At 38.5% G+C, this 26,442-nt stretch carries 15 protein-coding genes, 8 tRNA genes, 3 rRNA genes and 2 pseudogenes; 5 read left to right on the top strand and 23 right to left on the bottom strand.

Annotated elements, in window-relative coordinates; translation table 11 throughout:
- The 9 genes from PYW30_RS09315 to PYW30_RS09355 form a co-directional block, all read right to left on the bottom strand.
- A complete protein-coding gene (locus tag PYW30_RS09315) occupies positions 1 to 948 on the bottom strand; it encodes an aminomethyltransferase family protein (RefSeq protein WP_042219678.1) in 948 nt (315 codons plus the stop codon).
- A 5-nt stretch (positions 949 to 953) separates the two neighbouring features.
- A complete protein-coding gene (locus PYW30_RS09320; protein WP_042219681.1) occupies positions 954 to 2,930 on the bottom strand; it encodes a hypothetical protein in 1,977 nt (658 codons plus the stop codon).
- Entirely contained in the window at positions 2,917 to 3,807 is an 891-nt protein-coding gene (locus tag PYW30_RS09325) for an ABC transporter permease (RefSeq protein ID WP_042219683.1), read from the bottom strand. Before PYW30_RS09325 ends, PYW30_RS09320 begins: the two co-directional genes overlap by 14 nt.
- On the bottom strand, positions 3,804 to 4,709 hold the full coding sequence (locus PYW30_RS09330; RefSeq protein ID WP_042219685.1) for an ABC transporter ATP-binding protein: 906 nt from the start codon (positions 4,707 to 4,709) through the stop codon (positions 3,804 to 3,806). Before PYW30_RS09330 ends, PYW30_RS09325 begins: the two co-directional genes overlap by 4 nt.
- A complete protein-coding gene (locus tag PYW30_RS09335) occupies positions 4,706 to 5,188 on the bottom strand; it encodes a 3-hydroxyacyl-ACP dehydratase FabZ family protein (protein ID WP_042219688.1) in 483 nt (160 codons plus the stop codon). Before PYW30_RS09335 ends, PYW30_RS09330 begins: the two co-directional genes overlap by 4 nt.
- 4 nt (positions 5,189 to 5,192) lie before the next feature.
- Positions 5,193 to 5,483, bottom strand: a complete 291-nt coding sequence (locus PYW30_RS09340; protein WP_042219689.1) for a phosphopantetheine-binding protein — start codon at positions 5,481 to 5,483, stop codon at positions 5,193 to 5,195.
- A complete protein-coding gene (fabG, locus tag PYW30_RS09345; protein ID WP_042219691.1) occupies positions 5,476 to 6,195 on the bottom strand; it encodes a 3-oxoacyl-ACP reductase FabG in 720 nt (239 codons plus the stop codon). Before fabG ends, PYW30_RS09340 begins: the two co-directional genes overlap by 8 nt.
- 14 nt (positions 6,196 to 6,209) lie before the next feature.
- Complete coding sequence (locus tag PYW30_RS09350) at positions 6,210 to 7,052, bottom strand: hypothetical protein (protein WP_042219693.1); 843 nt, start codon at positions 7,050 to 7,052, stop codon at positions 6,210 to 6,212.
- A 303-nt stretch (positions 7,053 to 7,355) separates the two neighbouring features.
- Positions 7,356 to 8,264 carry a helix-turn-helix domain-containing protein gene (locus PYW30_RS09355; RefSeq protein WP_080719693.1) on the bottom strand — a complete coding sequence of 303 codons (909 nt, stop codon included), beginning with the start codon at positions 8,262 to 8,264 and terminating at the stop codon, positions 7,356 to 7,358.
- 241 nt (positions 8,265 to 8,505) lie between these two features.
- Between PYW30_RS09355 and PYW30_RS09360 the strand changes: the two genes are divergently transcribed.
- The 5 genes from PYW30_RS09360 to PYW30_RS09380 all read left to right on the top strand — a co-directional run bounded on the left by PYW30_RS09360 (position 8,506) and on the right by PYW30_RS09380 (position 12,643).
- On the top strand, positions 8,506 to 9,039 hold the full coding sequence (locus PYW30_RS09360) for a hypothetical protein (RefSeq protein WP_042219695.1): 534 nt from the start codon (positions 8,506 to 8,508) through the stop codon (positions 9,037 to 9,039).
- 173 nt (positions 9,040 to 9,212) lie between these two features.
- Positions 9,213 to 9,539 (top strand): hypothetical protein, encoded by a 327-nt coding sequence (locus tag PYW30_RS09365; RefSeq protein ID WP_042219697.1) that lies wholly within the window; start codon positions 9,213 to 9,215, stop codon positions 9,537 to 9,539.
- A gap of 344 nt (positions 9,540 to 9,883) precedes the next feature.
- A complete protein-coding gene (locus PYW30_RS09370; RefSeq protein ID WP_042219700.1) occupies positions 9,884 to 11,224 on the top strand; it encodes a Rep family protein in 1,341 nt (446 codons plus the stop codon).
- A gap of 34 nt (positions 11,225 to 11,258) precedes the next feature.
- Positions 11,259 to 11,447: a DUF3173 family protein gene (locus PYW30_RS09375; protein ID WP_042219702.1), complete on the top strand. Its 189-nt coding sequence runs from the start codon at positions 11,259 to 11,261 to the stop codon at positions 11,445 to 11,447.
- Positions 11,448 to 11,503: 56 nt separating this feature from the next.
- The gene (locus PYW30_RS09380; RefSeq protein ID WP_042219704.1) at positions 11,504 to 12,643 is read left to right on the top strand and encodes a site-specific integrase; all 1,140 of its coding nucleotides are present in this window, start codon (positions 11,504 to 11,506) and stop codon (positions 12,641 to 12,643) included.
- A gap of 90 nt (positions 12,644 to 12,733) precedes the next feature.
- Here the strand turns inward: PYW30_RS09380 and PYW30_RS09385 are convergent.
- From PYW30_RS09385 to PYW30_RS09445, 14 genes and pseudogenes are all read right to left on the bottom strand, one after another.
- Positions 12,734 to 12,819, bottom strand: a tRNA-Leu gene (locus tag PYW30_RS09385).
- 38 nt (positions 12,820 to 12,857) lie between these two features.
- A tRNA-Gly gene (locus PYW30_RS09390) sits at positions 12,858 to 12,929 on the bottom strand.
- Between the two features lie 71 nt (positions 12,930 to 13,000).
- Positions 13,001 to 13,073 (bottom strand) — tRNA-Thr (locus tag PYW30_RS09395).
- A gap of 11 nt (positions 13,074 to 13,084) precedes the next feature.
- A tRNA-Leu gene (locus tag PYW30_RS09400) sits at positions 13,085 to 13,166 on the bottom strand.
- A gap of 46 nt (positions 13,167 to 13,212) precedes the next feature.
- Positions 13,213 to 13,285 (bottom strand) — tRNA-Lys (locus PYW30_RS09405).
- Positions 13,286 to 13,323: 38 nt separating this feature from the next.
- A tRNA-Asp gene (locus PYW30_RS09410) sits at positions 13,324 to 13,396 on the bottom strand.
- A 2-nt stretch (positions 13,397 to 13,398) separates the two neighbouring features.
- Positions 13,399 to 13,471, bottom strand: a tRNA-Val gene (locus PYW30_RS09415).
- Between the two features lie 4 nt (positions 13,472 to 13,475).
- Positions 13,476 to 13,591, bottom strand: a 5S ribosomal RNA gene (rrf, locus tag PYW30_RS09420).
- Between the two features lie 84 nt (positions 13,592 to 13,675).
- A 23S ribosomal RNA gene (locus PYW30_RS09425) occupies positions 13,676 to 16,577 on the bottom strand.
- 167 nt (positions 16,578 to 16,744) lie between these two features.
- Positions 16,745 to 16,817, bottom strand: a tRNA-Ala gene (locus tag PYW30_RS09430).
- 109 nt (positions 16,818 to 16,926) lie between these two features.
- Positions 16,927 to 18,475: ribosomal RNA gene (locus PYW30_RS09435) — 16S ribosomal RNA — on the bottom strand.
- Together the 16S, 23S and 5S rRNA genes with 8 tRNA genes alongside form the textbook arrangement of a ribosomal RNA operon.
- Positions 18,476 to 18,779: 304 nt before the next feature.
- Positions 18,780 to 22,637: pseudogene (locus PYW30_RS09440) on the bottom strand (PolC-type DNA polymerase III); the annotation flags it as partial.
- A gap of 426 nt (positions 22,638 to 23,063) precedes the next feature.
- Positions 23,064 to 23,876, bottom strand: a pseudogene (locus PYW30_RS10675) (PolC-type DNA polymerase III N-terminal domain-containing protein); the annotation flags it as partial.
- Positions 23,877 to 24,577: 701 nt separating this feature from the next.
- Complete coding sequence (locus tag PYW30_RS09445; protein ID WP_042219622.1) at positions 24,578 to 26,428, bottom strand: proline--tRNA ligase; 1,851 nt, start codon at positions 26,426 to 26,428, stop codon at positions 24,578 to 24,580.
- Positions 26,429 to 26,442: the final 14 nt, after the last annotated feature.

The following is a 26,442-nucleotide window of genomic DNA, read 5'->3' on the forward strand; positions in this document are numbered from 1 at the left end:
TTACCAACTTTCAGGGATGACATATGGATTTGAAAGAGTTGTAAGTTCTGTACCATTTTCTGTACATAAGTGGATACCCGAATGAGCATAATATGAATCTACAAAAAGGAGCCCAATATAATTTCTATCTGCCTTACCATCTATATTTTCCTTAACATAATGAATTTTTCCTATTTGTTGTTTATCAAAATAAACTATATCATTTTCACAAACTTTATTGGCAGAAGAAAAGGCAATACTTTGCATAGTAGAATTGTCAATTTTATTTAAAAGTGCTTTTTTCCCCCTAAAGTCTTCTTTCGTAAAATCTAAATTCCAAGAATATCCCAATTCAAATAAATTATTTCTACTTTTAAATATGTTTGACAACGGATGATTGACTTCAAACTTCACATAATCCTCCAGTTCTTTATCAAATTGCTTCACTCCCTTTAAATGTATTTTAATGAATTCCTCTAGATTATCAGAATTTATAAGAAATTGATAACCAAATTCTCCTGAAAATCCAAATCTTGACAAGATAATTTCTGAATTTTCAAATTGTGATAAGATAATTGCTCGAAAATTTAAGGTTGAAATATCATAATTATAAAAATGCTGAGCAATTTCTCCAGAATTTTTTCCTTCAATTTGAATCAATGTTTTTTCTTGTGAGATCTCTTTAATTTCAAAGCCTTCACTATTCGTAAATAATGATAATAAGTCTCCTTCAGAAAACAATAAGTATTTATCTTCTAGTTTATAAAAAAACACCTCATCAAATACCTGTCCGTCTTCATTGAGTATAAATGAATACCCTGACGTATCTATATCTATAAATTCTAAAATTTTAGGAATATAATACTCTAAAATCTCTTCTGCCCTATCTCCAGTGATTTCAAATATATTTCCATCGAATGTCTTCCATGATTTGTTTTTTCTAAAATCAGTATAATTTTTATTATCCATAGTTCTTATCCTCCAATAAATTGAGATATTTTCACATTTTGAGATACTGATTCTTGATTCGGTATCACACAGCGAATTTTTAATTTGTTATTTTCCTTATATGAGTAGATACTTCCCTTAAATATCTTAAAAGATGTATATTGACTATTGGCCTCCTCAAATATAAGTAACTCTTCATCAATTTCCCATGTAGGCCCCTTATTACTATATAAATAGCTCTCTCCATACTTAAAGAATTGAACTTTACTTGCACAAACATAGTCAAATTCAAAAATTGTATATGCAGAAGAATTATTAGAAAAATTTTGTAGCATTAAACTCTCTGCATTCTGATTTAGAACATAGTTCATTTTATTCTTGGTTTCATGTACATCATACCGAATAGATGAATTCATAGTTTGTCCATAGCACTTTATATTTTTTAATAAGTGACCACTAAAATTGACTTTTTTCAATAGAAGCTCTGGAATCTTTGATAAGTTTAAATGCTCAATATCCATTTGACGGAAATGTAGAGAGTAATGGATATTATTTTTAGATTCCTGTAATAAAATTGTAACTAAAGGGCGAAATTGTACCTGATTGCTCCCTCTATTGTTTGTTTGATAGCTCAGTTGAAGCTTTTCTTTTGGGAAATGATACTGAAACTCTTTATTTCTTATTTGATTTTCTCTAACAAAATCATCTGATTCATCTGGAAAAATTCCTGGAATGTATGCCCGATATTTTCCTTTTTCCTTTATAAGGTAATTCTGAGACCTAAACTTTAAGCCATATTTTGCATAAATTTTTTTAGAAACATTGATATCTTTAAAAATATATTGAACATTAATACTGGATCCATCCAATAATAAGATTTTTTCTATATCAACTCCTGAACCAATACATTTGATTATTATTTTTCCTGGATACTCTTCACTATAAAATTTGGTGTTAACCGGTTTAGAAAACTGAAGGAAAGGATCTTCAATAAGTACACGATCTCCATCTTTTTCGATAATATAAAGGTCCCCATCTTCCAAGTTAATTTCTAAGTGATAAGATAAGAATGTTTGGTGTACTGGAACTAATTTACTTCTCGATTCCATATTACTATAGTGGAGATTTGCAAGAATATTACCTTTAGTAGTCGTAATATTAGCAGTACAAAAAATTTCATTTGAAGATGAAAACAATTCAATTTGGGGATTCTCCCTAGATATCATTCCCATTGCTTTCTCATCAGTAGTTAGTTCAATTTGTAATACTTCATCAGAATAGAATTTACTTTTAAAAAACAATCTATTATCTTTTTTAAAAATATAAACTCTAATAAATGAAAAATGTATATCAAAAGGTGACTGCCCCGCTGGAAATACTTTAAACACGATATCTTCATTGGAAATATTTGTGCTAATTTCTGTATATTCCCCTCTGTCCCTCTGTTGAATAACCTTAAATGTATTCATATCATATTCATTAATTATTTTTCCCTTAAGAGTAAATGCTTTCAATATCTTGGGCAATACACTTCGTAATAAATAACAGTGGTAAATATCTTCATAGCTCTCTTTAAATAATGTAAATCCATTATGCTTTGAAAGCGTTAGTGATGCTTTATTATACCGACTAATTTCCGTAAAATGTAATCTAAATCCAAGTTTTGAGGTAGCCATGAGAACTTTTTTTTGGAAAAAATGAATTGCAGCTCCTGTTCGATGTGCTGAATCAATGAGAAGATAACCACTGTAAGTATAACAATCATCAATGGACCCAAAACTAATAAATTTGAAAAAAGCAGTAGTCCCTATAATTTGTCCAAATTTTTCTAAGATGAAAAAATGGCTAACTTCTTTCACCTTCATGGTCTCAATAAAATCTTTTTCAGAAAGTGGAATATTATCTAAAAATTGATAAACTTTATTTTTATTAAAAAGTTGAACAACATCTGGTATATCTTCTCTATGTAATTCTCTTACCTTATAAATATTACTCTTTCCCATTCAATAACCTCTTTTTCAAAGCAAAATGTAAAATTATTACAACAAATGTAAACACTATCACATATAAAAGCATATTATCAAATGAAAGTACATGGCCCCCCAAAGTTTTCAAAGTTATACCATACGATTCACTATAAGTTATTTTTTCACTTGAAGAAGCGGTGCCAAAAACTTCCTTAATGCTACTTGTCATTAGTTCCTGCTTGAGCATTGCATTGACTTGTGTGAGAGGAAACCATGTCATTATTTGAGAAAGAGGGGTACCAACAGTTCCAATTGGAATATATATTCCTGATATAAAACCAATGAAAGTTCCTATAATAGTACTCAAAGTACTAAAGGCGGATCCACTCTTTATAAATAAAAGCAAAGGTAGAGTCATACTTGCGGATAATATACAACTAAGAGTGATTGTGAAAAATATTTTCAAAAAATCAAATATCGTAAAAAGAGCAAAAGCATGAGTTCCATTAAAAATAAGGATTCCCAAGAAACAACAAATGAGAGAAATACATGTTCCTAATAAAATAGCAGAAAGAGCATAAGATAACTCAAATTTCCATGGAGAGTAGGAACTTATCATAAAATCTTCGTCTATCTTATTTTCTCTATCAATAATCATGACACCGAATGCCCCTAATGTACTTGTTAAGGTAGCAACAGTTGTTAATCCAGCAATCAGCCAAAAATTAACCATTTGAACAGCTTGGTCCCGTAATTCTTGATTTGGAACACTTTGTTGTATGGCTTCCATTTGTCCTTTTCCAATAAATATCTGATAGAGAACCAATAGAATGATAATTGAAAGAAATGAAAGAACAAAAGCAATCCTGTCTCGTGTATAAACTAGAAGATTTCTTTTAATTAATGCTATCATAGCTCTTCCCTTTCTATATTTTTTATCAAGTTTAAATAGGCCGTTTCTAAACTAGCCTGTTGTACATCAAAATTTTTTATTTTTCCTCTATTTTCTGAAACAACAGTTACTATTTCGTCGATATTAAGCCCTTCTGCCACAAAATTTCCATCTTCATCCTCAATAAATGTAAAATTTTCTTTTTTTAAAGTTTCTCCGTTTTTCATATTTACTTTTAATTTTGTTGTAGAATTTTTTTTCACCAAGTCTTCTGTTGTTCCAGAATAGAGGAGAGCCCCGTGCACTAAGATATCTACACGATCACAAAATGTCATTTCTTCTAAATAATGTGTAATCAAAATGATCGTCATTCCTTTTTCTTTATTTAATCCATAAATTGCTTCCCATAGACTCTGCCGTGACTGTGGGTCAAGTCCTGTTGTTGGCTCATCTAACAACAGAACAGAGGGCTTATGTATCAAAGCACGTACAATGTCTACTTTTCTTTTCTGCCCACCGGAAAGTGTACCATATTTTTTATTTTTTAATTCATCAATATTCAGAAAGTGTTTCAAATCGCTTAAGTTTTTCAAAGTCTCTTTTTTATCAAGCCCATACAAAGCACCTCTTGATAACAAGTTTTCTTCAACAGTTAAAAACTTATCCAAACGGCTTGTCTGAAAAACCACTCCAATTTTTTTGTACAAGTGTTCCGCCTTGACAATATTAGATTTTTCACTCCAAACAATAGTACCTTTTGTTTGTTTAACAGTTTGAATAAGAAGACTAAATAAAGTTGTTTTACCCGCACCGTTAGGACCTAGTAATCCATAAAATTTTCCTTCTTCATATTCAAAAGAGACATTCTTCAAAGCTTCAAATTTACCATATTTTTTCTCGATACCATGTAAAGATATTTTCATTTTTGTGAAACCAGAACCTTTCCAAAACCAATAACTCTATTATTTTTATTCGAAATTTTTACATCTACTTCAAATAATTTTCCTAGAGCTATTTTTTTTTGACATTTTATATAAAGAACTTCCCCAGGCAATGCAAGACCTTTAAACTTGAAATTTTTGATACTTGCAAGATAACCAACTTTTTGAGCAAGTTCTTCACTATATACAATCTTTTTTTTATCACTATTTTCAATATTGTCTGTATCTATTTCATCTAGAATATACATTAGTGCCGCAGCTTGAGCTCCAGACTCAACAAGTAATACACCTGGTACAATAGGATTCTGAGGAAAATGCCCTTGAAAGTATGGCTCTGTTACTGTTATATTTTTTTTACATAGAATTTCACCTCGAGAATACTCTTCTACAGAATCTACCATTAAAAAAGGAAATCGATGTGGCAATAAAGTCATAATCTGTTTAATATCTAATAAGCTCATAGTATTATCCTTTGCTTTTTTCATCCATAATATAATCTGTGAGTTTATTTATAGATGAAAAAATGGACATGTCATCATCAGTAAGGGATACATCAAATTCCATAGATATACCAATGGATAATTCCAATGCATCAATAGAATCAAGTTCTAATCCTCTTCCAAATAATGGCTGATCATTCTGAATTAACTTTTTATCAATATCTAACATTAAAGATTCTATGATTATATCTTTTATTTTATTTTCAATAGTTATACGTTTATTTATGTTTTGCTCTTCAATTGTCCAATCAATCATTTATCATACCTCCATCAATAACAAAGTTTTTTCCCGTAATATATCTTGATTTATTGCTTGATAAAAATTCAACTAGAAAAGCCACTTCTTCTGGTTTTCCAAATCTTCCCAATGGTATCAAGTCTTTTTGAATCCTCTCTTTATCTAATTTTATAGTCATATCAGTTTCTATAAATCCTGGACTAACACAATTAATTGTAATGTTATCTTTTGCAAATTCTTTTGATAATGATTTTGAAAACGCTATAAGGGCACCTTTACTTGTTGAATAATTTGTTTGCCCAATCTGACCAGTTACTCCACTAGTTGATGAAATATTAATAATCGCTCCTCCTTTTTTCTCTTTTTTCATAATACGTAGTACTTCTTTACATAAATTTACGGCGCCCATTAAATTGATATTTAAAACTGCATCCCACTTCTCCTTGGACATCATTAGGAAATAACCATCTTGAGTGATCCCTGCATTATTAACTAAGCAATGAATAACCCCATACTCTTCATAAATTTCCCTTATAAGTTTTGAAACCTCTGCTGCACTCGAGACATTGCATCTTTTGGTTTGAATGTTTTCAGATTCTTTTTCTAATAGAAAGGCTGATTGTTCATCTTTATGATATATTGCTATGACGGTATCATATGTCCGTGCAAGTTCTAAACAAATGGCTTTACCAATTCCTCTTGTCCCACCTGTTACAATTGCTAATGTCATATTCGTATTTCTCCTTATAAAAATTTTATACTTGTGTCCATTGCTCTTAAATTTTTAGAAATAAACCTATTGGAAGATAAATCATAAACTTCTAGATTCTTCCTTCCAACTTCCAAAAGAATCTCCTCCCAGTTAAAGGTTATGTCAAGTTGATTTTTTATTTCTTGTTTTAAATTTTTAGTATGATATAGATACTTGAAACTACTATTCTGGATAATATTTAAGTTATCAACTAACTGGTAATAATTGTCTCTTAAATCTGATAAAAACTGTGTATGGTAAGGTATTTTTAATCCCAAACTCTTTAATCTCAGAGGAATACCTAAGTTAGCAGCATGTTCTTCTAACTTCAGTTTATCCGATTGAGAAAATGCGAGTACTTCAGTTGTATGATTTGTTCGTATAGAGACTTTAATAATTTCTGAAAGCTCACACACTGTAGTCTCTAAATCCTTACAACTAGATGTTAATGCTAACCACATTTCCTCACTCCCTAAATAACTCTCCATTAAGTCAGCTCTTTTTTTAATAAATGCCAGCAATCTATCTAGTTCTACTGATTCACTTGCAAAAGCAACATTGAATATTCCTGCGCTATGAGATGAAAAATATTCTATTTTTGACAAATCTATCTCTGAAACCCTCCACCAATTGTAAATAAATGTGCTTAACATTGAAGCATAAGTTTCATTTAATGGTATCTCCCCTGATAAAATATTTTTAAAATATTCATAAGAAAACGGACTACTCTGATTTATATGATTTAAGATTTTTTTCCCATTTATAGAACTATTGACCTTAACCAAATCACTCATTCTGAGGTTACCTTGTCCACCGAATAAGACAATTTTTGACATATATTAATTTCCTCCTACTCCTAATGTTTGCCTTTGATTACGATATAATAAAAGGAGATTCCATACTTTTGTAAGAAAAAAGGCGCAATCAAAAAAGATAACTTCTTTTTTGATTGCGCCTAATTTAATAGTAACGACTCCTGATAAAAATGATTATAACACTTCAAGTAAGCGCTGTCAACCCAAATATTTATTTTAATTTTAACATAAGTATTATTTCATATTGTTCCTCTAAAGAATAAAAATACCTTCCTAGAGTAAATAATCTCCTCGGTTTAGCTCCCACGAACTAAATCCTCAAGCTCAAAGATCTTCATTTTCTAAATCACTTAATCTTTTCTCCCGGTTCTCTCTATCCTCTAATGCTTTCTCCCCATTTGTCAACTGCTCTTGGAGAAAAAAGGAATGTGGCTCTTTTTCCAGTTGCTTTCTTAAGCGTTCAATATTTTCTCTCAGAGTCTTTTCCTCACGTTGATAAGTCGCAATCATATTTTCTTTAATTGGTGCAAGTTGACTCTCCAGATTCTCTTTCATAGAATCAAGTTCTTCAATTGTATAGTCCATACATGAGAGGAAATCCTTTTTGCTCACTTCAATATCTGCGTATTTATATCCAAATTCGTAAGTCAAATCTAACATACTCTCTATGAAATCAGAAATTTTTTGATCAACTTTAACACTAAAAGCATCACTAATCCTATTGACCTTGTGATAAACTCCCCCTTTATAAAGCACATATTCATAAAGAGAATGAATACTTACCTGATAATAGTTGGAGAGAATAACCAACTCCTCTAAATTAGGTTCGGCTAACCCCAGCTCCCATTTAAAATAGTCTCCTCGATTGGGTAAGAACGTCTCAATTTCTTCTCTTGTCTCCCCTCTGGATTCTCTGAGATTTCTAAGATTGGATGCTAAAAAGCCACTTCCTTTTACATCTTCAAGCATGGTGTCCATTCTCTTATTTGTCTCATTAAAAAGCTCTACTAATTTTTTCAAGTTTCGCTTATCATCCGTTTCTCCGAGCAAGTAATCAACATTTGTATCAAAAATTTTTGCTAAAAGAACAACTGTATCCAACTTTGGTTCTCTTTTTCCATTTTCCCAACTATTATACGAATTTTGCTTCACCCCGACAGCCTCAGCTACTTCGCTTTGAGTATAATTTTTTGAGAGTCTCAACACTTTTAATCTGTATGCAAATTTTTCCATTTCATTCCTTTTGTCTCGTTTCGAGATTATTTAGTTGACTTTATCCTTAAAGTGAGATATAATCTATTTATCTCATTTGAGGAGCGTTTAATGGTATTATATCACAAATTGTGTATATCTGACAAAAATTGTAAGATTCAACCGGGAGAGAGCCAAGGAATGCGCTCGGGATATAAAAATATCGTCATTGGGGATAATTCTGCACTCAATACTGAAAAAAATAAGAAAATAAGGAAGAACTATGGATTCAAAACAATTAGCTGAACAGCTCCAAATCTCTCCTTCCACTCTAGCAGAGTGGAAGTCACTCATAAAAAAAGAAACCGGTATTGTCTTTGCGACAAGAAAAGTTTCCACGGGCTTCTATAAAGGTTCAAGAAGAGCCAAGCCGCACCGTAAGGTTTATACCTGTACCGATTTTACCCCTAGTGATGTAAAGCGCTTTGAAGAGCTAAAAGTTCTGCTCTCTCAAAAAGTCGGACGTTTAAAAGCCATTCGTGAAGTTTTTGGAAATGACTTTGATGAGAACGACGAAATAGCTCAAATGCGTCACAAGATCAAAGTTCTCAAAACGCTCTGTGGTGAGCATGATGAGGACTATGAGCATCTTTGGCAAAGATTCACTAAAGCGAACTCACTGTGTAAAAAAACGTCAAAATTGAATCAAGAACTTCAAGCAAAAGTTGAAAAACTTGAAGAAAAGAATCTTGCCTTAAGGCAAGAGATTGATGCGTTGAATGCACGTAAACTGACTGCACGTTTATTCAATCGCTGATTCAGAGGTTTGCTTCCTCGTATTTTTCCATGGTCAAGGCTCGGCGCCCCAAAGGCGAACGAAGGCTGGACAATGGAAAAATCCCATGGAGGGGGAGGAAAGCTCCTTGAGAATCAGCACCTTAATGTCCAAGGCTTGATTGACACTAAAAGCTAGCAAGAAAGGTTTTTCGTATGAAAATCAAAACAACTTCAGGCTATTCAGCCGAAACTGCCGCAAAATTTTTGAGTGTCCATGATACTTTCTATCTTTTAAGTACCGAAGTCACTCCCAAAGTCAAATATGACCAAGACAATAAACCAACAGATGAGATTACAGGTTATTCACTCTCCGTGATACAAGAAGGGATCGATGAATCCTTTGAGGTGAAGTTCTCCTCTCGTCCTGATCTCTCCAGCTTAAACTTTCTTTCACCAGTAACCTTGACGGGCCTAGAAGGCTGTGAGGTGGGGGCTAATGTCTATTTCAAAGCAAGTGGTCTTAAGCCTTCAAAAGCTTAACATACAGCTTTACATGCTGGAGGAGGTGAGGGGCAATGTTGATTGGTTCGGTTGTGTCTTTTTAGGCACACCTGCACAAATCAATATTGAGCTTTACTTTCTTCTTGTGGTTGTTTAGAAAAAAGGGTTAAAAAGCCACTTGTAACGCACGGGAATTGATGGGCTTGTCTTCAATCAATTCCCATAAACCCTTTTAACACAAGGAGTTACACCAATTTCATGTTTTCATAAATGGTGTATTTCTCACAATAAAAAAGTAGTCGTTTAGAATTTAGAGGTTTAAAACGACTACCTAAAGTATTACAAAACGACTATAAAACTACTTTTACATTCAAGAAAGGACGATGATTATAAAAGCGAAAACAATACAAGCGAAAACTTTCTTCGGGATGCAATATCTTGAAAAAGAATATTGGCACTTTGATGAAGAAACGCTATCACAATTCGAGAAGTTGATTACTGACCCTCGAAAAAACCAAAAAGAAATCTTTACATTGGTTTGCGAAAAATTCAAACAAGATTATCAAGACGACATCGTCACACTTGCGATTGTCTTACAAGATAAAGATATTAATGAGAATGGCAAACTAGAAGCTCCGCATTTGCATTGGGCAATTCATTTGAAAGAGCGAACAACGCTCAATAAAATTGCGAAAGCGTTCCAAATCGATCCCCAATACATTGAAACAGGCAACCAAGGGAAAAATGCGATGATTGGACGTCTGGCTTATCTGACACATCAAACAGACCCCGATAAATTTCATTATGACCCACAGGATGTAGAAACATTCGGCACTTATGATTACGTGAATTTCGTGAACAACAATAAGATGAAATTCAAGAAAAGTCTTGCGACAAAGCGATACAGAGCTACAAAGTATGAATTGAACTATATCTTACAACAAGTACAGGTAGGAGAACTTTTTATTGAAGATATCCTCTCCGATGAAAAATACTACTTTGTCTATGCCAACAATCTCGCAAAATTCAAAGAAGCTTTTGAAGCTTATGCTCATAGAAACTCTTTATTGACCATACAAGATAGAGTCGCACAAAAATTTGAATTTACTTCCATCTACATTTATGGCCATTCAGGCAGTGGGAAATCTGAAATTGCTTACGACATATTAAAACAGATCGAGCTTTTGAGCCAAGAAGTAGGGTTACGTTGGCACTCTTATTTCGGTGGAAGTAAAAATGCGGTAGACGATTACAAAGGTGAGGAACTTCTGCTCTTTGACGATGTACGTCCTGAGACATTCAGTCCTTCGGATTGGACAAAGATTTTAGATTACAAGAACAAGTCTGCTTTATCGGGGCGTTTTCATAATCGCCCTTTATCGAATCGTTTGGTTCTTATGACCAACACACAAAGCCCTTTTGCGTTCTTCACATTTGAGAATGAACCGATTGAGCAATACTTGAGGCGTTTAACCTATGTAATACGTGTGGAAGCCGTGGGAACAACAGACGAGGAAATGAAAAATACAAAGTTCACTATTCTTATGCCTGATCGTGCCAGAAACTATCATTTGCGAGAAGTGCATCATATGACAGGAAAAGCAGAACTTTACAATTCGAAATGGTTAGACAGCCTTTTTGAGCAACTTATGAACAAAGAAAAAAAGCCATCACTTCCTACTTTGGACGGTAAAAGTGACAGCATAAACTGTGAGGTAATCTAAAAAGATTCCTCTCTTAGTATAACACAGGAGAGCTATGATTAAAAAAATAAACAGACAAGAACTTCAAGAATTAACAGGATTAAGCAAAACACAAATCAATCGGATATTTAAACAGGCTAGGCTCAGTCTAGCTTCAGAGTTTCCTTTTTATCAAAATAGAAAAATTCTATCTCTCCCAGTTTCAGCAATTGAAAAAATTGTGGGATATGAATTAACAGACTAACATGTTATAATAGCACTTGTACAAAAATCAGGTGCTGTTTTTGAAAGGACTTTACAATGACAGTTACCAAAAATAAAAAAACAAAAAAATGGGAGGTAGATATCTCCGACGGTTTCTCACCAATCAATGGTGAAAGAAATCGCCACCGCAAAACTGGCTTTAATACCAAAAAAGAAGCGGAAGATTATGAAGCAAACTTTAGAACTTTTGAACTTCATCAAGTAAGCAAACGTCAAAAAATCAGCATTGAATATCTTTTCTCTATCGTACAACATGACGATATCAACAATGATAAAAAAATGTCTTATCGCATTACTCAGGAAAGAAATTATAATCGATATTTAAAGTCATATTTTGCAAAAGCTGATATGTCCAAGATAACATATGATGATATTATCGAATTTAGGAATCACCTTCTAAGCTGTAAAGCAAAAGGAGGAAATGGACGGACACTAAGTAAAAATACAGTGAACAAACAGATATTGCTCCTAAAAAAAATATTAGATGTTGCCATTGTTAAAGGTCTGATTTTCTCCAATCCATGTAAAAACGTAAGAAAACTGCGTATAGACAAAGTTGACATGAAATATTACACTTTACATGAATTTTCTCAATTCATCAATTGTTTTGATAAAACAGATTATCCCTATAAGCTTATCTTTTCTATGTTGTTTTATTCCGGCGCTCGTATTAATGAATTACTTTCTTTAACTTGGAATGATGTGAATTTTAATATCGGTTACATCGATATCCACCGTAGCATTTTCAGGCTCAAAGGAATAAATTATTATGACACACCCAAAACTAAAGCAGGAATCAGAAAAATTTATATCCATAAAAAGCTTTTGGACGAATTAAAAATATGGCAAACTAAGCAGTTCAACATATTACATGAATACACTGATAATTTGATGAACCTACAAATATTTCAAGACTGTCCCGAAGATATCTACAAAGACCGGGTGCAAATCAAAAAAACAAAAATTTATGAAGAACACCCACATTTGAAGAAAATCAGAATACATGATTTTCGACATTCTCACGCTGCCCTTCTTATCAATCAAGGTTTAGACATCTTCAAAATAAAAGAACGCATGGGACACGAAACAGTTGAAATTACGTATAATTTATATGGACATCTTTATCCCGACAAACAAAAAGAAATAGCGGATTTACTCAATGAAATCAGCTATTAAAAATAAAAGTGGTCAATTCTGGTCAGGTTTACAGTTTCACAAAACAAGATATAAGAAAAGCAAGAGTCGCTAAACCCTTGCTATCACTGATGCCGAGGACCGGTTTCGAACCGGTACGAAGGTTACCCTTCGCAGGATTTTAAGTCCTGTGCGTCTGCCAGTTCCGCCACCCCGGCAAAATATGGAAAATCCCCCACTAAGGGAGAACTAACAAAGCGAACGACGAGATTCGAACTCGCGACCCCAACCATGGCAAGGTTGTGTTCTACCCCTGAACTACGTTCGCAACGCTTAAAGAAAGTTAAACTCTCTTCATACCTCTAGCTGTACTCCATTAGGTCTAAACAGTTAAAGGAATGCCGACTACATGATTCGAACACGCGACCCTCTGATTACAAATCAGATGCTCTACCAACTGAGCTAAGTCGGCTATAAAAGAAATGCGGATGAAGGGACTTGAACCCCCACGCCCTAAAGCACTAGAACCTAAATCTAGCGTGTCTGCCAATTTCACCACATCCGCTTGACAAGTTCTTTTACGCTTTATACCTCAACCTAATGTTAAAGTATGACCCGTGCTGGGCTCGAACCAGCGACCCTTTGATTAAAAGTCAAATGCTCTACCAACTGAGCTAACGAGTCTATTTCTTTTATTACCTTTCAAGTAAGTCTACTTGAAACGGTTCCGACGGGAATCGAACCCGCGATCTTCGCCGTGACAGGGCGACGTGATAACCGCTACACTACGGAACCTATGGGAGTTAACGGGATCGAACCGCTGACCCTCTGCTTGTAAGGCAGATGCTCTCCCAGCTGAGCTAAACTCCCAATCACTTGGCATTTACCATATCTCACAGGGGGCAACCCCCAACTACTTCCGGCGTAATAGGACTTAACTTCTGTGTTCGACATGGGAACAGGTGTATCTCCTATGCAATGAATACCAAATCATGGTCTGAATGTATTGAACACTCAAAACTAAATAACAATCTCTTGATAAATAAGTAAAGCTAAACTCATATGTTCTATTACTTGGTAAAGTCCTCGAGCTATTAGTACTGGTCCGCTCCATCCCTCGCAGGACTTCCACTTCCAGCCTATCAACCTGATCATCTCTCAGGGCTCTTAATTCATAAAGAATGGGAAATCTCATCTTGAGGTGGGCTTCGCACTTAGATGCTTTCAGCGCTTATCCCTTCCCTACATAGCTACCCAGCGGTGCTCCTGGCGGAACAACTGGTACACCAGCGGTAAGTCCACCCCGGTCCTCTCGTACTAAGGGCAGATCCTCTCAAATTTCCTACGCCCGCGACGGATAGGGACCGAACTGTCTCACGACGTTCTGAACCCAGCTCGCGTGCCGCTTTAATGGGCGAACAGCCCAACCCTTGGGACCGACTACAGCCCCAGGATGCGACGAGCCGACATCGAGGTGCCAAACCTCCCCGTCGATGTGAACTCTTGGGGGAGATAAGCCTGTTATCCCCAGGGTAGCTTTTATCCGTTGAGCGATGGCCCTTCCATGCGGTACCACCGGATCACTAAGCCCTAGTTTCCTACCTGCTCGAGTTGTAGCTCTCGCAGTCAAGCTCCCTTATACCTTTACACTCTACACATGATTTCCAACCATGTTGAGGGAACCTTTGGGCGCCTCCGTTACTCTTTAGGAGGCGACCGCCCCAGTCAAACTGCCCGACAGACACTGTCTCCCACGCCGATTATGCGTGTGGGTTAGAGCAACCATGAAGCAAGGGTAGTATCCCAACAGCGACTCACTTGAAACTAGCGTCCCAAGGTCAAAGTCTCCTACCTATCCTGTACATGCTTCACAGGTACTCAATATCAATCTGCAGTAAAGCTCCATGGGGTCTTTCCGTCCTGTCGCGGGTAACCTGCATCTTCACAGGTACTAAAATTTCACCGAGTCTCTCGTTGAGACAGTATCCAAATCATTACGCCTTTCGTGCGGGTCGGAACTTACCCGACAAGGAATTTCGCTACCTTAGGACCGTTATAGTTACGGCCGCCGTTTACTGGGGCTTCAATTCAGAGCTTCGACTAATGTCTAACCCCTCCTCTTAACCTTCCAGCACCGGGCAGGCGTCACCCCCTATACATCACCTTGCGGTTTAGCAGAGAGCTGTGTTTTTGATAAACAGTTGCTTGGATCTTTTCACTGCGGCTGTATTTCTACAGCACCCCTTCTCCCGAAGTTACGGGGTCATTTTGCCGAGTTCCTTAACGAGAGTTCTCTCGATCACCTGAGGCTACTCGCCTCGACTACCTGTGTCGGTTTGCGGTACGGGTAGTATTGAATTAAACGCTAGAAGATTTTCTTGGCAGTGTGACATCAAGGGCTTCGCAACCGTAGTTGCTTCCCCATCACAGCTCAATGTTAAAGGAAAATGCATTTGACACATTCCACACCTCACTGCTTAGACCAGAATCCATTAACTGGCTCCCTTTAGCCTACTGCGTCCCTCCATCACTAACAATACTAGTACAGGAATATCAACCTGTTGTCCATCGACTACGCCTTTCGGCCTCGCCTTAGGTCCCGACTAACCCAGGGCGGACGAGCCTTCCCCTGGAAACCTTAGTCTTACGGTGGATAAGATTCTCACTTATCTTGCGCTACTCATACCGGCATTCTCACTTGTAATCGCTCCAGCACCCCTCACGGTATACCTTCATCGCTGATTACAACGCTCTCCTACCATTTAATTAATATTAAATCCACAGCTTCGGTAATATGTTTAGCCCCGGTACATTTTCGGCGCAGGGTCACTCGACTAGTGAGCTATTACGCACTCTTTGAATGATAGCTGCTTCTGAGCTAACATCCTAGTTGTCTGTGCAACCCCACATCCTTTTCCACTTAACATATATTTTGGGACCTTAGCTGGTGGTCTGGGCTGTTTCCCTTTCGACTACGGATCTTAGCACTCGCAGTCTGACTGCCGCACATGTGTATTAGCATTCGGAGTTTATCTGAAATTGGTAACCCGAGATGGGCCCCTCATCCAAACAGTGCTCTACCTCCAATACACTTAAATTGCGACGCTAGCCCTAAAGCTATTTCGGAGAGAACCAGCTATCTCCCAGTTCGTTTGGAATTTCTCCGCTATCCACAAGTCATCCAAACACTTTTCAACGTGTCCTGGTTCGGTCCTCCAGTGCGTCTTACCGCACCTTCAACCTGCTCATGGATAGGTCACTAGGTTTCGGGTCTACATCATGATACTAAAGCGCCCTATTCAGACTCGCTTTCGCTACGGCTCCGCCTCTTCAGCTTAACCTCGCATCATAACGTAACTCGCCGGTTCATTCTACAAAAGGCACGCTCTCACCCATTGACGGGCTCGAACTTCTTGTAGGCACACGGTTTCAGGTGCTATTTCACTCCCCTCCCGGGGTTCTTTTCACCTTTCCCTCACGGTACTGGTTCACTATCGGTCATTAAGGAGTATTTAGGCTTGGGAGATGGTCCTCCCGGATTCAAACTGGATTTCGCGTGTCCAGCCCTACTCAGGATACTGCTAGGTATAAAGTCTATTTCAAATACGAGGCTATTACTCTCTTTGGCTTACCTTCCCAGGTAATTCTTCTATAGACTTTAAGTCCACGTTGCAGTCCTACAACCCCAAGAAGCAAGCTTCTTGGTTTGGCCTGTTTCCCGTTCGCTCGCCGCTACTTAGGAAATCGTTTTTACTTTCTCTTCCTGCAGGTACTTAGATGTTTCAGTTCTCTGCGTTACCTTCGCGTAAGCTATGTATTCACTTACGGATACTATGCATAACATAGTGGGTTTCCCCATTCGGAGACCTAGGGATCAATGCGTACTTACTGCTCCCCCTAGAATATCGTCGTTAGTCACGTCCTTCTTCGGCTCTTAATGCCAAGGCATCCACCGTGCGCCCTTATTAACTTTGCCATTAAAACAAGTATAAGTTTTTTCGAACTCTTTAAAAGAATTCGCAGCTTTACAGAAATGTTTAAAACATTTCTCGGTTTATTTATCGTTATAAGATATTGTTATTTAGTTTTCAATGATCAATTCCTATTTTAACGTCTTCGTTGACCAGATACTTCCGTATCTTATGGAGCCTAGCGGGATCGAACCGCTGACCTCCTGCGTGCAAAGCAGGCGCTCTCCCAGCTGAGCTAAGGCCCCTTCTCTCAACGCAATCTTCTCTATCTTGCATCAAAAGACTGCTTGTTGGTCTTTATAGACCCCTCAAAACTGAATAAAGTAGAACAACATCTTTTTTTATATTCCTTAGAAAGGAGGTGATCCAGCCGCACCTTCCGATACGGCTACCTTGTTACGACTTCACCCCAGTCATCGGTCTTACCTTAGGAAGCGCCCTCCTTGCGGTTAGGCAACCTACTTTGGGTACTCCCAACTTCCGTGGTGTGACGGGCGGTGTGTACAAGGCCCGGGAACGTATTCACCGCGGCGTGCTGATCCGCGATTACTAGCGATTCCGACTTCATGCAGGCGAGTTGCAGCCTGCAATCCGAACTGAGAATGGTTTTAAGAGATTAGCGCACCCTCGCGGGTTGGCGACTCGTTGTACCATCCATTGTAGCACGTGTGTAGCCCAGGTCATAAGGGGCATGATGATTTGACGTCATCCCCACCTTCCTCCGGTTTATCACCGGCAGTCTCACTAGAGTGCCCAACTTAATGATGGCAACTAGTAATAAGGGTTGCGCTCGTTGCGGGACTTAACCCAACATCTCACGACACGAGCTGACGACAACCATGCACCACCTGTATCCCGTGTCCCGAAGGAACTCCTTATCTCTAAGGATAGCACGAGTATGTCAAGACCTGGTAAGGTTCTTCGCGTTGCTTCGAATTAAACCACATGCTCCACCGCTTGTGCGGGCCCCCGTCAATTCCTTTGAGTTTCAACCTTGCGGTCGTACTCCCCAGGCGGAGTGCTTAATGCGTTAGCTGCGCTACAGAGAACTTATAGCTCCCTACAGCTAGCACTCATCGTTTACGGCGTGGACTACCAGGGTATCTAATCCTGTTTGCTCCCCACGCTTTCGAGCCTCAGTGTCAGTTACAGGCCAGAGAGCCGCTTTCGCCTCCGGTGTTCCTCCATATATCTACGCATTTCACCGCTACACATGGAATTCCACTCTCCTCTCCTGCACTCAAGTCTCCCAGTTTCCAATGCACACAATGGTTGAGCCACTGCCTTTTACATCAGACTTAAGAAACCACCTGCGCTCGCTTTACGCCCAATAAATCCGGACAACGCTTGGGACCTACGTATTACCGCGGCTGCTGGCACGTAGTTAGCCGTCCCTTTCTGGTTAGATACCGTCACTTAAGTAATTTTCCACTCTACTTAACGTTCTTCTCTAACAACAGAGTTTTACGATCCGAAAACCTTCTTCACTCACGCGGCGTTGCTCGGTCAGGGTTGCCCCCATTGCCGAAGATTCCCTACTGCTGCCTCCCGTAGGAGTCTGGGCCGTGTCTCAGTCCCAGTGTGGCCGATCACCCTCTCAGGTCGGCTATGTATCATCGCCTTGGTAGTCCTTTACACTACCAACTAGCTAATACAACGCGGGATCATCAAGTAGTGAAGCAATTGCTTCTTTTAAATAAGAATCATGCGATTCTCATTGTTATGCGGTATTAGCGTTCGTTTCCAAACGTTGTCCCCCGCTACTCGGCAGATTTCCCACGCGTTACTCACCCGTTCGCCGCTCTTCATAAAAATAGCAAGCTATCTTTAATCATCGCTCGACTTGCATGTATTAGGCACGCCGCCAGCGTTCGTCCTGAGCCAGGATCAAACTCTCATTTAAATTTAGTTCATCAAATGAACTGGCTGTTGTTTTGTCTTTCATTATTGAATTGACAGTTGGTATACAAGAAGTTCCCTTCTCGCATATAGTCATTCTACTTTATTCAGTTTTCAAAGGTCTATCGCTCTCACGGGAGATACGCTCTCTCGCGACAACTATTATATTCTATCAAACTACTCCCTCCCTGTCAAGAATAAACTGTGGTTTTTTACTTCTTTTTTTACCCTTGTTCGGAAAACCCCGCCGTTGTCACGTTCTTTAACACTAAAAAAATCAGACACCTAGTGTCTGATTTACATTTTTATTAAAAGAGATCCTCAAAGAGACTTAATTGATTATCTTCTGGCATTCCTTGGAGAATTCCCATCGATTTCATATTGTCAACAACCGTTTGTGACACGCCACCTCGTTTACGAAGTTCCATAATACTCAAGAACTCTCCTTCTTTACGGGCTTCAACAAGTTGTTTTGCCACGTTTTCGCCCAAGCTATCCATGGTAATAAAGGGTGGAATCAATGTATCGCCATCAATAACAAATTCTGTAGCTTCACTGCGGTAAAGGTCAATTTTTCCAAATTTATAACCTCGTTCAAGCATTTCATTACAAAGCTCGAGCGTTGTCATTAAAGAGACCTCAGTGTTTGTTGCATCGAATCCTTTATCACGAATCTCCTTCATCTTCGCCTTGACTGCCTCTAAGCCAGCCCCCATTGTCGCAACATCAAATGTTGTTGCACGAATAGAAAACCACGCACAATAGTAGAGTATTGGTTTATGGACCTTGAAATAAGCGACACGAAGCGCCATCATAATATAGGCCGCTGCATGGGCTTTCGGGAACATATACTTGATTTTCGAACAGGATTCAATATACCAATCTGGAACACCATGCTCACGCATGGCATTAACATAGGTTTCTCTTTCTTCTGCCCCAATCTTGCTCCACATCCCTTTACGTACACGTTCCATAATGTTAAAGGCCATGGATTCATCTAAGCCCGCATGTATCAGGTAAACCATAATATCATCCCGACAACCGATAACGCTGGACAAGTCAGCAATACCGGAACGAATCAATTCTTGGGCATTACCTGCCCATACATCCGTACCATGTGAAAGTCCTGAAATTTGCAGTAAATCCGCAAAAGTTTTAGGCTTCGCTTCAGCAATCATGTTCATTGAAGTGAAGGTTCCCATCTCAGGAATACCTAGCGTTCCAAGTTTTGCGCCCAGTTGTTCCTCCGTAATCCCCAACGACTCTGTACCTGTGAAGAGTTTCATTACCTCCTCATCATCCATAGGAATATCTTGTGGGACAATCCCCGATAAACTTTGGAGTTTTCGAATCATCGTCGGATCATCATGTCCAAGAATATCAAGTTTTAAGATGTTGTCATGAATCGCATGGAAATCAAAGTGGGTCGTTTGCCACTCCGCACGCACATCATCAGCTGGGTATTGAACGGGTGTAAAATCGTAGACGTCCATATAGTTTGGAATAACGATAATCCCGCCCGGGTGTTGTCCAGTTGTACGTTTAACACCTGTTGAAGTCATGGCCAAACGATCAATTTCGGCATTGCTATAAAACTGGTTGTAATCTCGTTCATAACCTTTGACAAAACCAAAAGCTGTTTTTTCGGCTACCGTACCAATAGTTCCCGCGCGAAAAGCATAATCTTCCCCAAAAATATCCCGGACATCCAAATGGGCCAAAGGTTGATCATCTCCCGAAAAGTTCAAGTCAATATCGGGTACTTTGTCCCCCTTGAAACCTAGGAAAGTTTCAAAGGGAATATCGTGACCGTCTTTAACCAACTTATGTCCACATTTTGGGCAATTTTTGTCAGGCATATCATATCCTGAACCATAACTCCCATCGTCATAGCATTCAAAATATTGACATTCTGGGCAGCGATAATGCGGTGCAAGAGGATTGACCTCGGTAATACCAATCATTGTTGCCACAAGTGATGAACCCACCGATCCACGAGAACCTACTATATAACCACGTTCATTTGACCGCCGTACAAGTTCTTGCGAAATAATATAAACCACGGAAAATCCATTCCCTATAATAGAACGTAACTCTTTTTCCAAACGTGCATCTACAATATCTGGCAGAGGATTACCGTACCACTCGTGCGCTTTCTCATAAGTCAAACGCGTGATGCGCTCCTCGGAACTTTCTCCACCTTCAAAGGTCATCTTCGGTGTATAAAGGTCATCTCTTACAGGCGTTAATTCTTCAAACTGCTCTGCCATTTTTTGCGTATTGGTGATAACAATTTCACGCGCTGTGGCTTCGTCTAAGAAACTGAATTCCTCCAGCATTTCGTCTGTCGTACGGAAATGGGCTTCGGGCAAAGGTAGAGGTTTTGCATGCTCGCCTCGCCCTTGGTTCCAGTTGATTTCTGCCCCTTGACCCAGAGAACGTATAATAATCTCACGATTTATCGCATCTTCTGGGTTAAGGTAGTGAGCATCTCCAGTAGCTAAGACGGGTTTGCCTAATTTCTTACCAAGCTTAATCAAGTCCTTCAGCGTTTGTTGGAGCTCTTTTTCATTCTTAAAATTGCCACCGACAACAAGAGAGTGATACAGCGCTGGCGGCATAACTTCAATAAAGTCATAAAACTTCGTAATCTCTAATGCTTCTTCAAAGGTTTTATTTGTTATGGCATCAAAAACTTCACCTGATTTGCAGGCTGACCCAACGATGATACCTTCTCTATGTTCTTGCAAAACAGAACGCGGAATACGTGGTACACCAGCAAGATATTTAACATTAGAATAACTTACAAGTTTAAATAAATTCTTCAACCCTGCTTGCGTTTGAGCATAGAGTGTGACGTGCTTTGGACGAACTTTCTTATAAGAATCTTCCGCTACAAGTTTATCGTTCAAATCAAGCAAGGATGTCCACCCAAAACGATCACGAACTTCGTTAAGGAATACAAACAATAGACGCCCTGTAGCTTCTGCGTCATAGTTGGCCATATGGTGATGTTCTAAACCAATTTGAAACTTTTTCGTTAATTGGCCTAAACCAAAACGTTTCATCTCTGGGTACAGATTACGGGCGAATTCCAAAGTATCCACTACCGGTTGCTTAATGATTGACAAGCCATTACGCTGATAATTCATATTCATAAAGCCGACGTCAAAAGTGGCATTATGGGCAACCAGGATACTGCCTTGACAAAAGTCTTGAAAAGCTTTCAAAACATCATACAGCGGCTTTGCATTTTTTAAATGATCCTGTGTAATACCTGTTAATTCCGTTGTAAAATCACTAATGGCATAACCAGGGTTAATAAACTCATCAAACTCCCCAATGGGATTGCCCTTGTGCATCTTCGTTCCGGCAATTTGAATCAGATCGTTATGAACAGCAGATAATCCTGTCGTTTCCACGTCAAAGACAACATAAGTTGACTCATACATGTTGACATCTTCTTCATTGAACACGATAGGAATCTTATCTTCTACCAGATTTGCCTCTACACCATAGATAATTTTTACACCGTGTTTTTTTCCGGCTTGATGGGCTTCAGGATAGGCTTGTAGACCCGCGTGATCTGTAATAGCAATTGCTTTATGACCAAACTTCGCAGCTTGGGCGACAAGCTTACTTGCAGGTGGCATCGCATCCATGGTCGACATATTTGTATGGCTATGAAATTCCACACGTTTGTCTCCTTCGGCTGCCTTGTCTTCTCGCACTCTTTGTGTCGGTATCTCTTGTAAGTCACTCATCTGGAGGACAAGATCTTTTTTATAGTCATCATGCTGTACTGTGCCGCGTACTCGCGCCCAAATACCTGTCAGCTGTTTAGCCACAGCAATTTCTTCATCCCCACGGACCCATTTTGAGATATAAAAGCTGGATGTATAGTCCGTCATTTCAATCTCTAGCAGGTGGCTAATATTTCCTGTTTTGCGTGATTTAATTTCGCGTAACTCGCTCTTGAAAATATAACCTTCAAACACCAAAGCACCATGAGTAGAAAATTCACTGACCGAACGCATGGGTGTGATTGGCTCAGAATTCTTAATTTCGCGCCCTATCTGAATTTTATCTGATTTTACAGCACTAATTTGCGCCGCAACTCGGCTACAATCTTCTTTTTTAGAAATCTCAACGACATCATTTGCGGTCATCACGAGATCGTCTTTATAAACATCATGTGCAATATTTCCACGCACACGCAGCCAGATGCCCTGATCAAATTGAATCGTACCATCTTCACTTGTATTGGCAGCCTTAACTTTCTCCACGATGGTGTCAAATTGAGCTATTTCATTGTCTTTGCGTCCCCATTTAACCACTTGGAAGATGGAAGTTTCATCCGCAATCTTCATCTCCAAAACATGATTAACCTTGCCTGTACCATTGCTGGCAAACTCACGGTGATGCGCATCAAAAACATAGCCTTCAAAAACAACGCCACTTCCCTCACCAGCGATAAAGCTCATCGAAGTCACGGGGCTTGTGCCATTTATTTTACGTCCAAATGAAATGCCTTCTGTCAGGGCTGTATCAATTTTTTCAGGTGCTTTTTCGGTTTTAGTGCTAGCTTCATCCGTACGCTGCTTTTTGAGTTCACTTATCTGCTGTTGCGATGCGGACTCTGCGGCCAACATGTTATGCACTTTACGTTCATGTGCTTCTCGTTTTTCCAGGGTTAACTTTTCGTCAACAACAGGACGAATAGTAAGCGTTCCAAAGCCAAAATCTTTCAACTTTTGTTCTAAGATAGGGAAGTCTTTTTTTACAAAATGATCCAACTGAGGATTGTCTTCAACCAAAAGATTGATCTGAACGCCTCGTTGCTCTATCTGATATTTTTTAAAAATATTCGCAAAAGCTGTATTTGCTAAGTCTGGTAAAGTCAATGCCAGCTGATAATAATCGTTGAGCATTGCCTCATCAAATTCGGGTTGGTCAACCGTTATCGAAAGTTCCGTCTCAGCGATAGTCGAAAAAGCAGACTCAATCAATCCAGACAAAACCTTCCACTGTTCAACTGGTAAGATTTTCTCAAATTTTAATTGGAATTTCCACAGCTTTCGTTCTGTATGTACTTCTACATTTTCAATGTCTGCACTTGAAAAAAGAGCCGATTCGCGAATTTGGTTTGGCATTTTTATTTGATCCATCAGTTTTTCAAAAAGATTTTCCATTTTTTCTCCGCATATCTCTATTTTTTCTGTATCCTCCATTATAACAAAAAAGCAATATCTGTGCTTTTTATTGGAAATTACTTTGAAGTAAAAAAAGATGAATGTGGTGTCAGCTTCTGTTATTAAATGAGATAAAAAATCACCGTTATAGCAAAGAGAATAAGCAATGAAGACCGCTTTAAATGTCCATAAAATATATTTTTTCTTTCTCATTCACACCCGCGCTACTCTTAAGTAAGGAGTGATAATTTTTCTACTTAACTGCCTCTTTCATAGTACTTCAATACAAGATACCCTAACAAGCTTCTATCAGTAAGAAGAAGAAAAAATATCATGATTAGCATTCCTCCTTACAGTACACTTTTTTGAAACACCCTCACTCTCCTAAAAATTTTGCATTCTTTAAGCGAAACGAATGCACCAGAAAGCGTACTTGCTGAATCAATAAATATCGTTTCTGTTTCCAATGAAAAATTTTCCATACACCCCACCCCTAGACCACTTTCTCAACTCGTCAATCATGTTGATTTCGTTTAACCTAAAAAACAGATAATTAACAATAAATATTTTATTTTCTTAATACCATTATATAATGCGCTAAACATAGGTTCTTTTTTAAGCCTTAGCTTTTTTTCAGTATATTTGTGCTGTGTTTTAGTAATCCTCTCTATCGAAAGCTTATAGTACTCTTCAATGAGACCATTTAGTTAAGCTTATCTCCCTTCAAATATATTGAAATTATAAGAAAAAGTAATGTTAAATCCCCAATATATTTCATTTTAGTCATTTACTCCAAGGCATGTGCTCATTTATTTGTCAAAGATGAGGGCTTTTGTTTATTGCTTTCATCAGTACATACAAAAAAATCGAGAGAATAATTCTCTCGATTTTTTGATGTTTTTATAAATTTTTTATTATTTCGTCAAAATTTCAATCGTATTGACAAGTTCTTCTTTATTGATTTCAACAACTTCACCCGTCGCACGAATTTTAACTTCAACGATGCCTTCGCTTGCTTTTTTACCAATTGTTACACGAACAGGTAAGCCAATCAAATCGCTGTCTGCGAACTTGACTCCAGCACGTTCATTGCGGTCATCCACAAGAACTTGATAGCCTTTACCACGAAGGGCAGTTTCTAATTCAGCCGTTACAGCCATTGCTTCTTCATCTTTTGTATTGACAGGTACCAAGTGGATATCAAATGGTGCAAGCTCTTTAGGGAAGTTGATTGACCAACTAAATTTGTACTCTTCACGTGGTGTTTTCTCTACGTAAATACGGGCAAATTGTTCAAGAATTGCTGAAAGCAAACGGCTTACGCCGATACCATAACAACCCATAACGATCGGTACTGCCTTACCATTTTTGTCAAGAACGTTGGCACCCATTGAATCTGAGTAGCGTGTGCCTAATTTAAAGATGTGTCCAATCTCGATACCACGCGCAAACTTAAGTGTACCACGACCGTCCGGAGACATTTCGCCTTCATTAACCGTGCGTAAATCTACAAATTCGTCTACTTCAAAGTCACGACCAAAATTAGCATTACGATAGTGGAAACCATCTTCATTTGCACCGATGATAGCATTCTTAACCGCTTGAACTTCACGGTCAGCAATGATCTTAACATCTTTCAAACCGATAGGACCAAGTGAACCAAAGTGAGCACCAGCTAAGTTTTCAACATCTGCTTCTGTGGCAGGTTCAACAGAACTTGCGCCCAGGTAGTTTTGGAGTTTCACTTCATTCAACTCATCGTTACCGTGCATCAGCACAACAACCAACTCTTCATCAACACGGAAAACAAGCGTTTTAATCGTTTCAGCAACGTCCGCTTCTAAAAAGGCAGCAACTTCATCGATTGTCTTCGCTTCAGGTGTTGCAACTTTTTCAAGCTCCAAGGTTTCCGTATAGCTGGCGATATTTTCAAACTTGTTTGTTGCCATTTCCAGGTTAGCGGAGTAGTCACCACCGTCAGCATAAACGACTGTGTCTTCACCTGCAACCAACCATTTCGCAAGCTCTTCTTGAATTTGTTCAATAACTGAGTTTGGAATTTCATCAATTGATTCAATGGAATTTCCAAGAACCAACCATTTTTCAAGATCCGTGCGATCAGCTGTGATAGCCATGAACTCTTGACTATCCTTACCGCCCATAGCACCACCGTCACCGATGATTGCTTTGAAATCAAGACCTGCACGGCTAAAGATTTTTTCATAAGCACGCTTGTAGTCGTTATAAGTTTCATCAAGACTTTCATAGTCCGCATGGAAACTATAACCATCTTTCATGATGAATTCACGACCGCGGAGCAACCCATAACGTGGACGTTTTTCATCACGATATTTCGATTGAATTTGGTAAACGTTTAAAGGAAGTTTTTTATATGAAGTAACTTCATCACGCACCAAGGCAGTCATTGTTTCTTCATGCGTAGGACCCAAGATAAAGTCGGAATGGTCGCGGTTTTTCAACTTGTAGAGGTCTTCCCCATAAGTATCGTAACGTCCTGATTCACGCCAGAGGTCTGCTGTTAAAAGTGCTGGAGCCAAGAGTTCCACCGCACCGATTTCTTCAAATTCTTCACGCATGATTGTTTTAAGTTTTTCAAGCACGCGATTTGCCAATGGCAAGTACGCGTAAATACCTGCAGAGATTTGACGGACATAGCCCGCACGGACTAAAAGAGCATGTGAGATAACTTGTGCATCGCTTGGCATTTCGCGAAGCGTTGGTATAAGCATTTTTGATTGTTTCATATTTTATTCCTTAA

Source organism: Lactococcus garvieae subsp. garvieae (assembly GCF_029024465.1).
GTDB classification, from domain to species: domain Bacteria; phylum Bacillota; class Bacilli; order Lactobacillales; family Streptococcaceae; genus Lactococcus; species Lactococcus garvieae.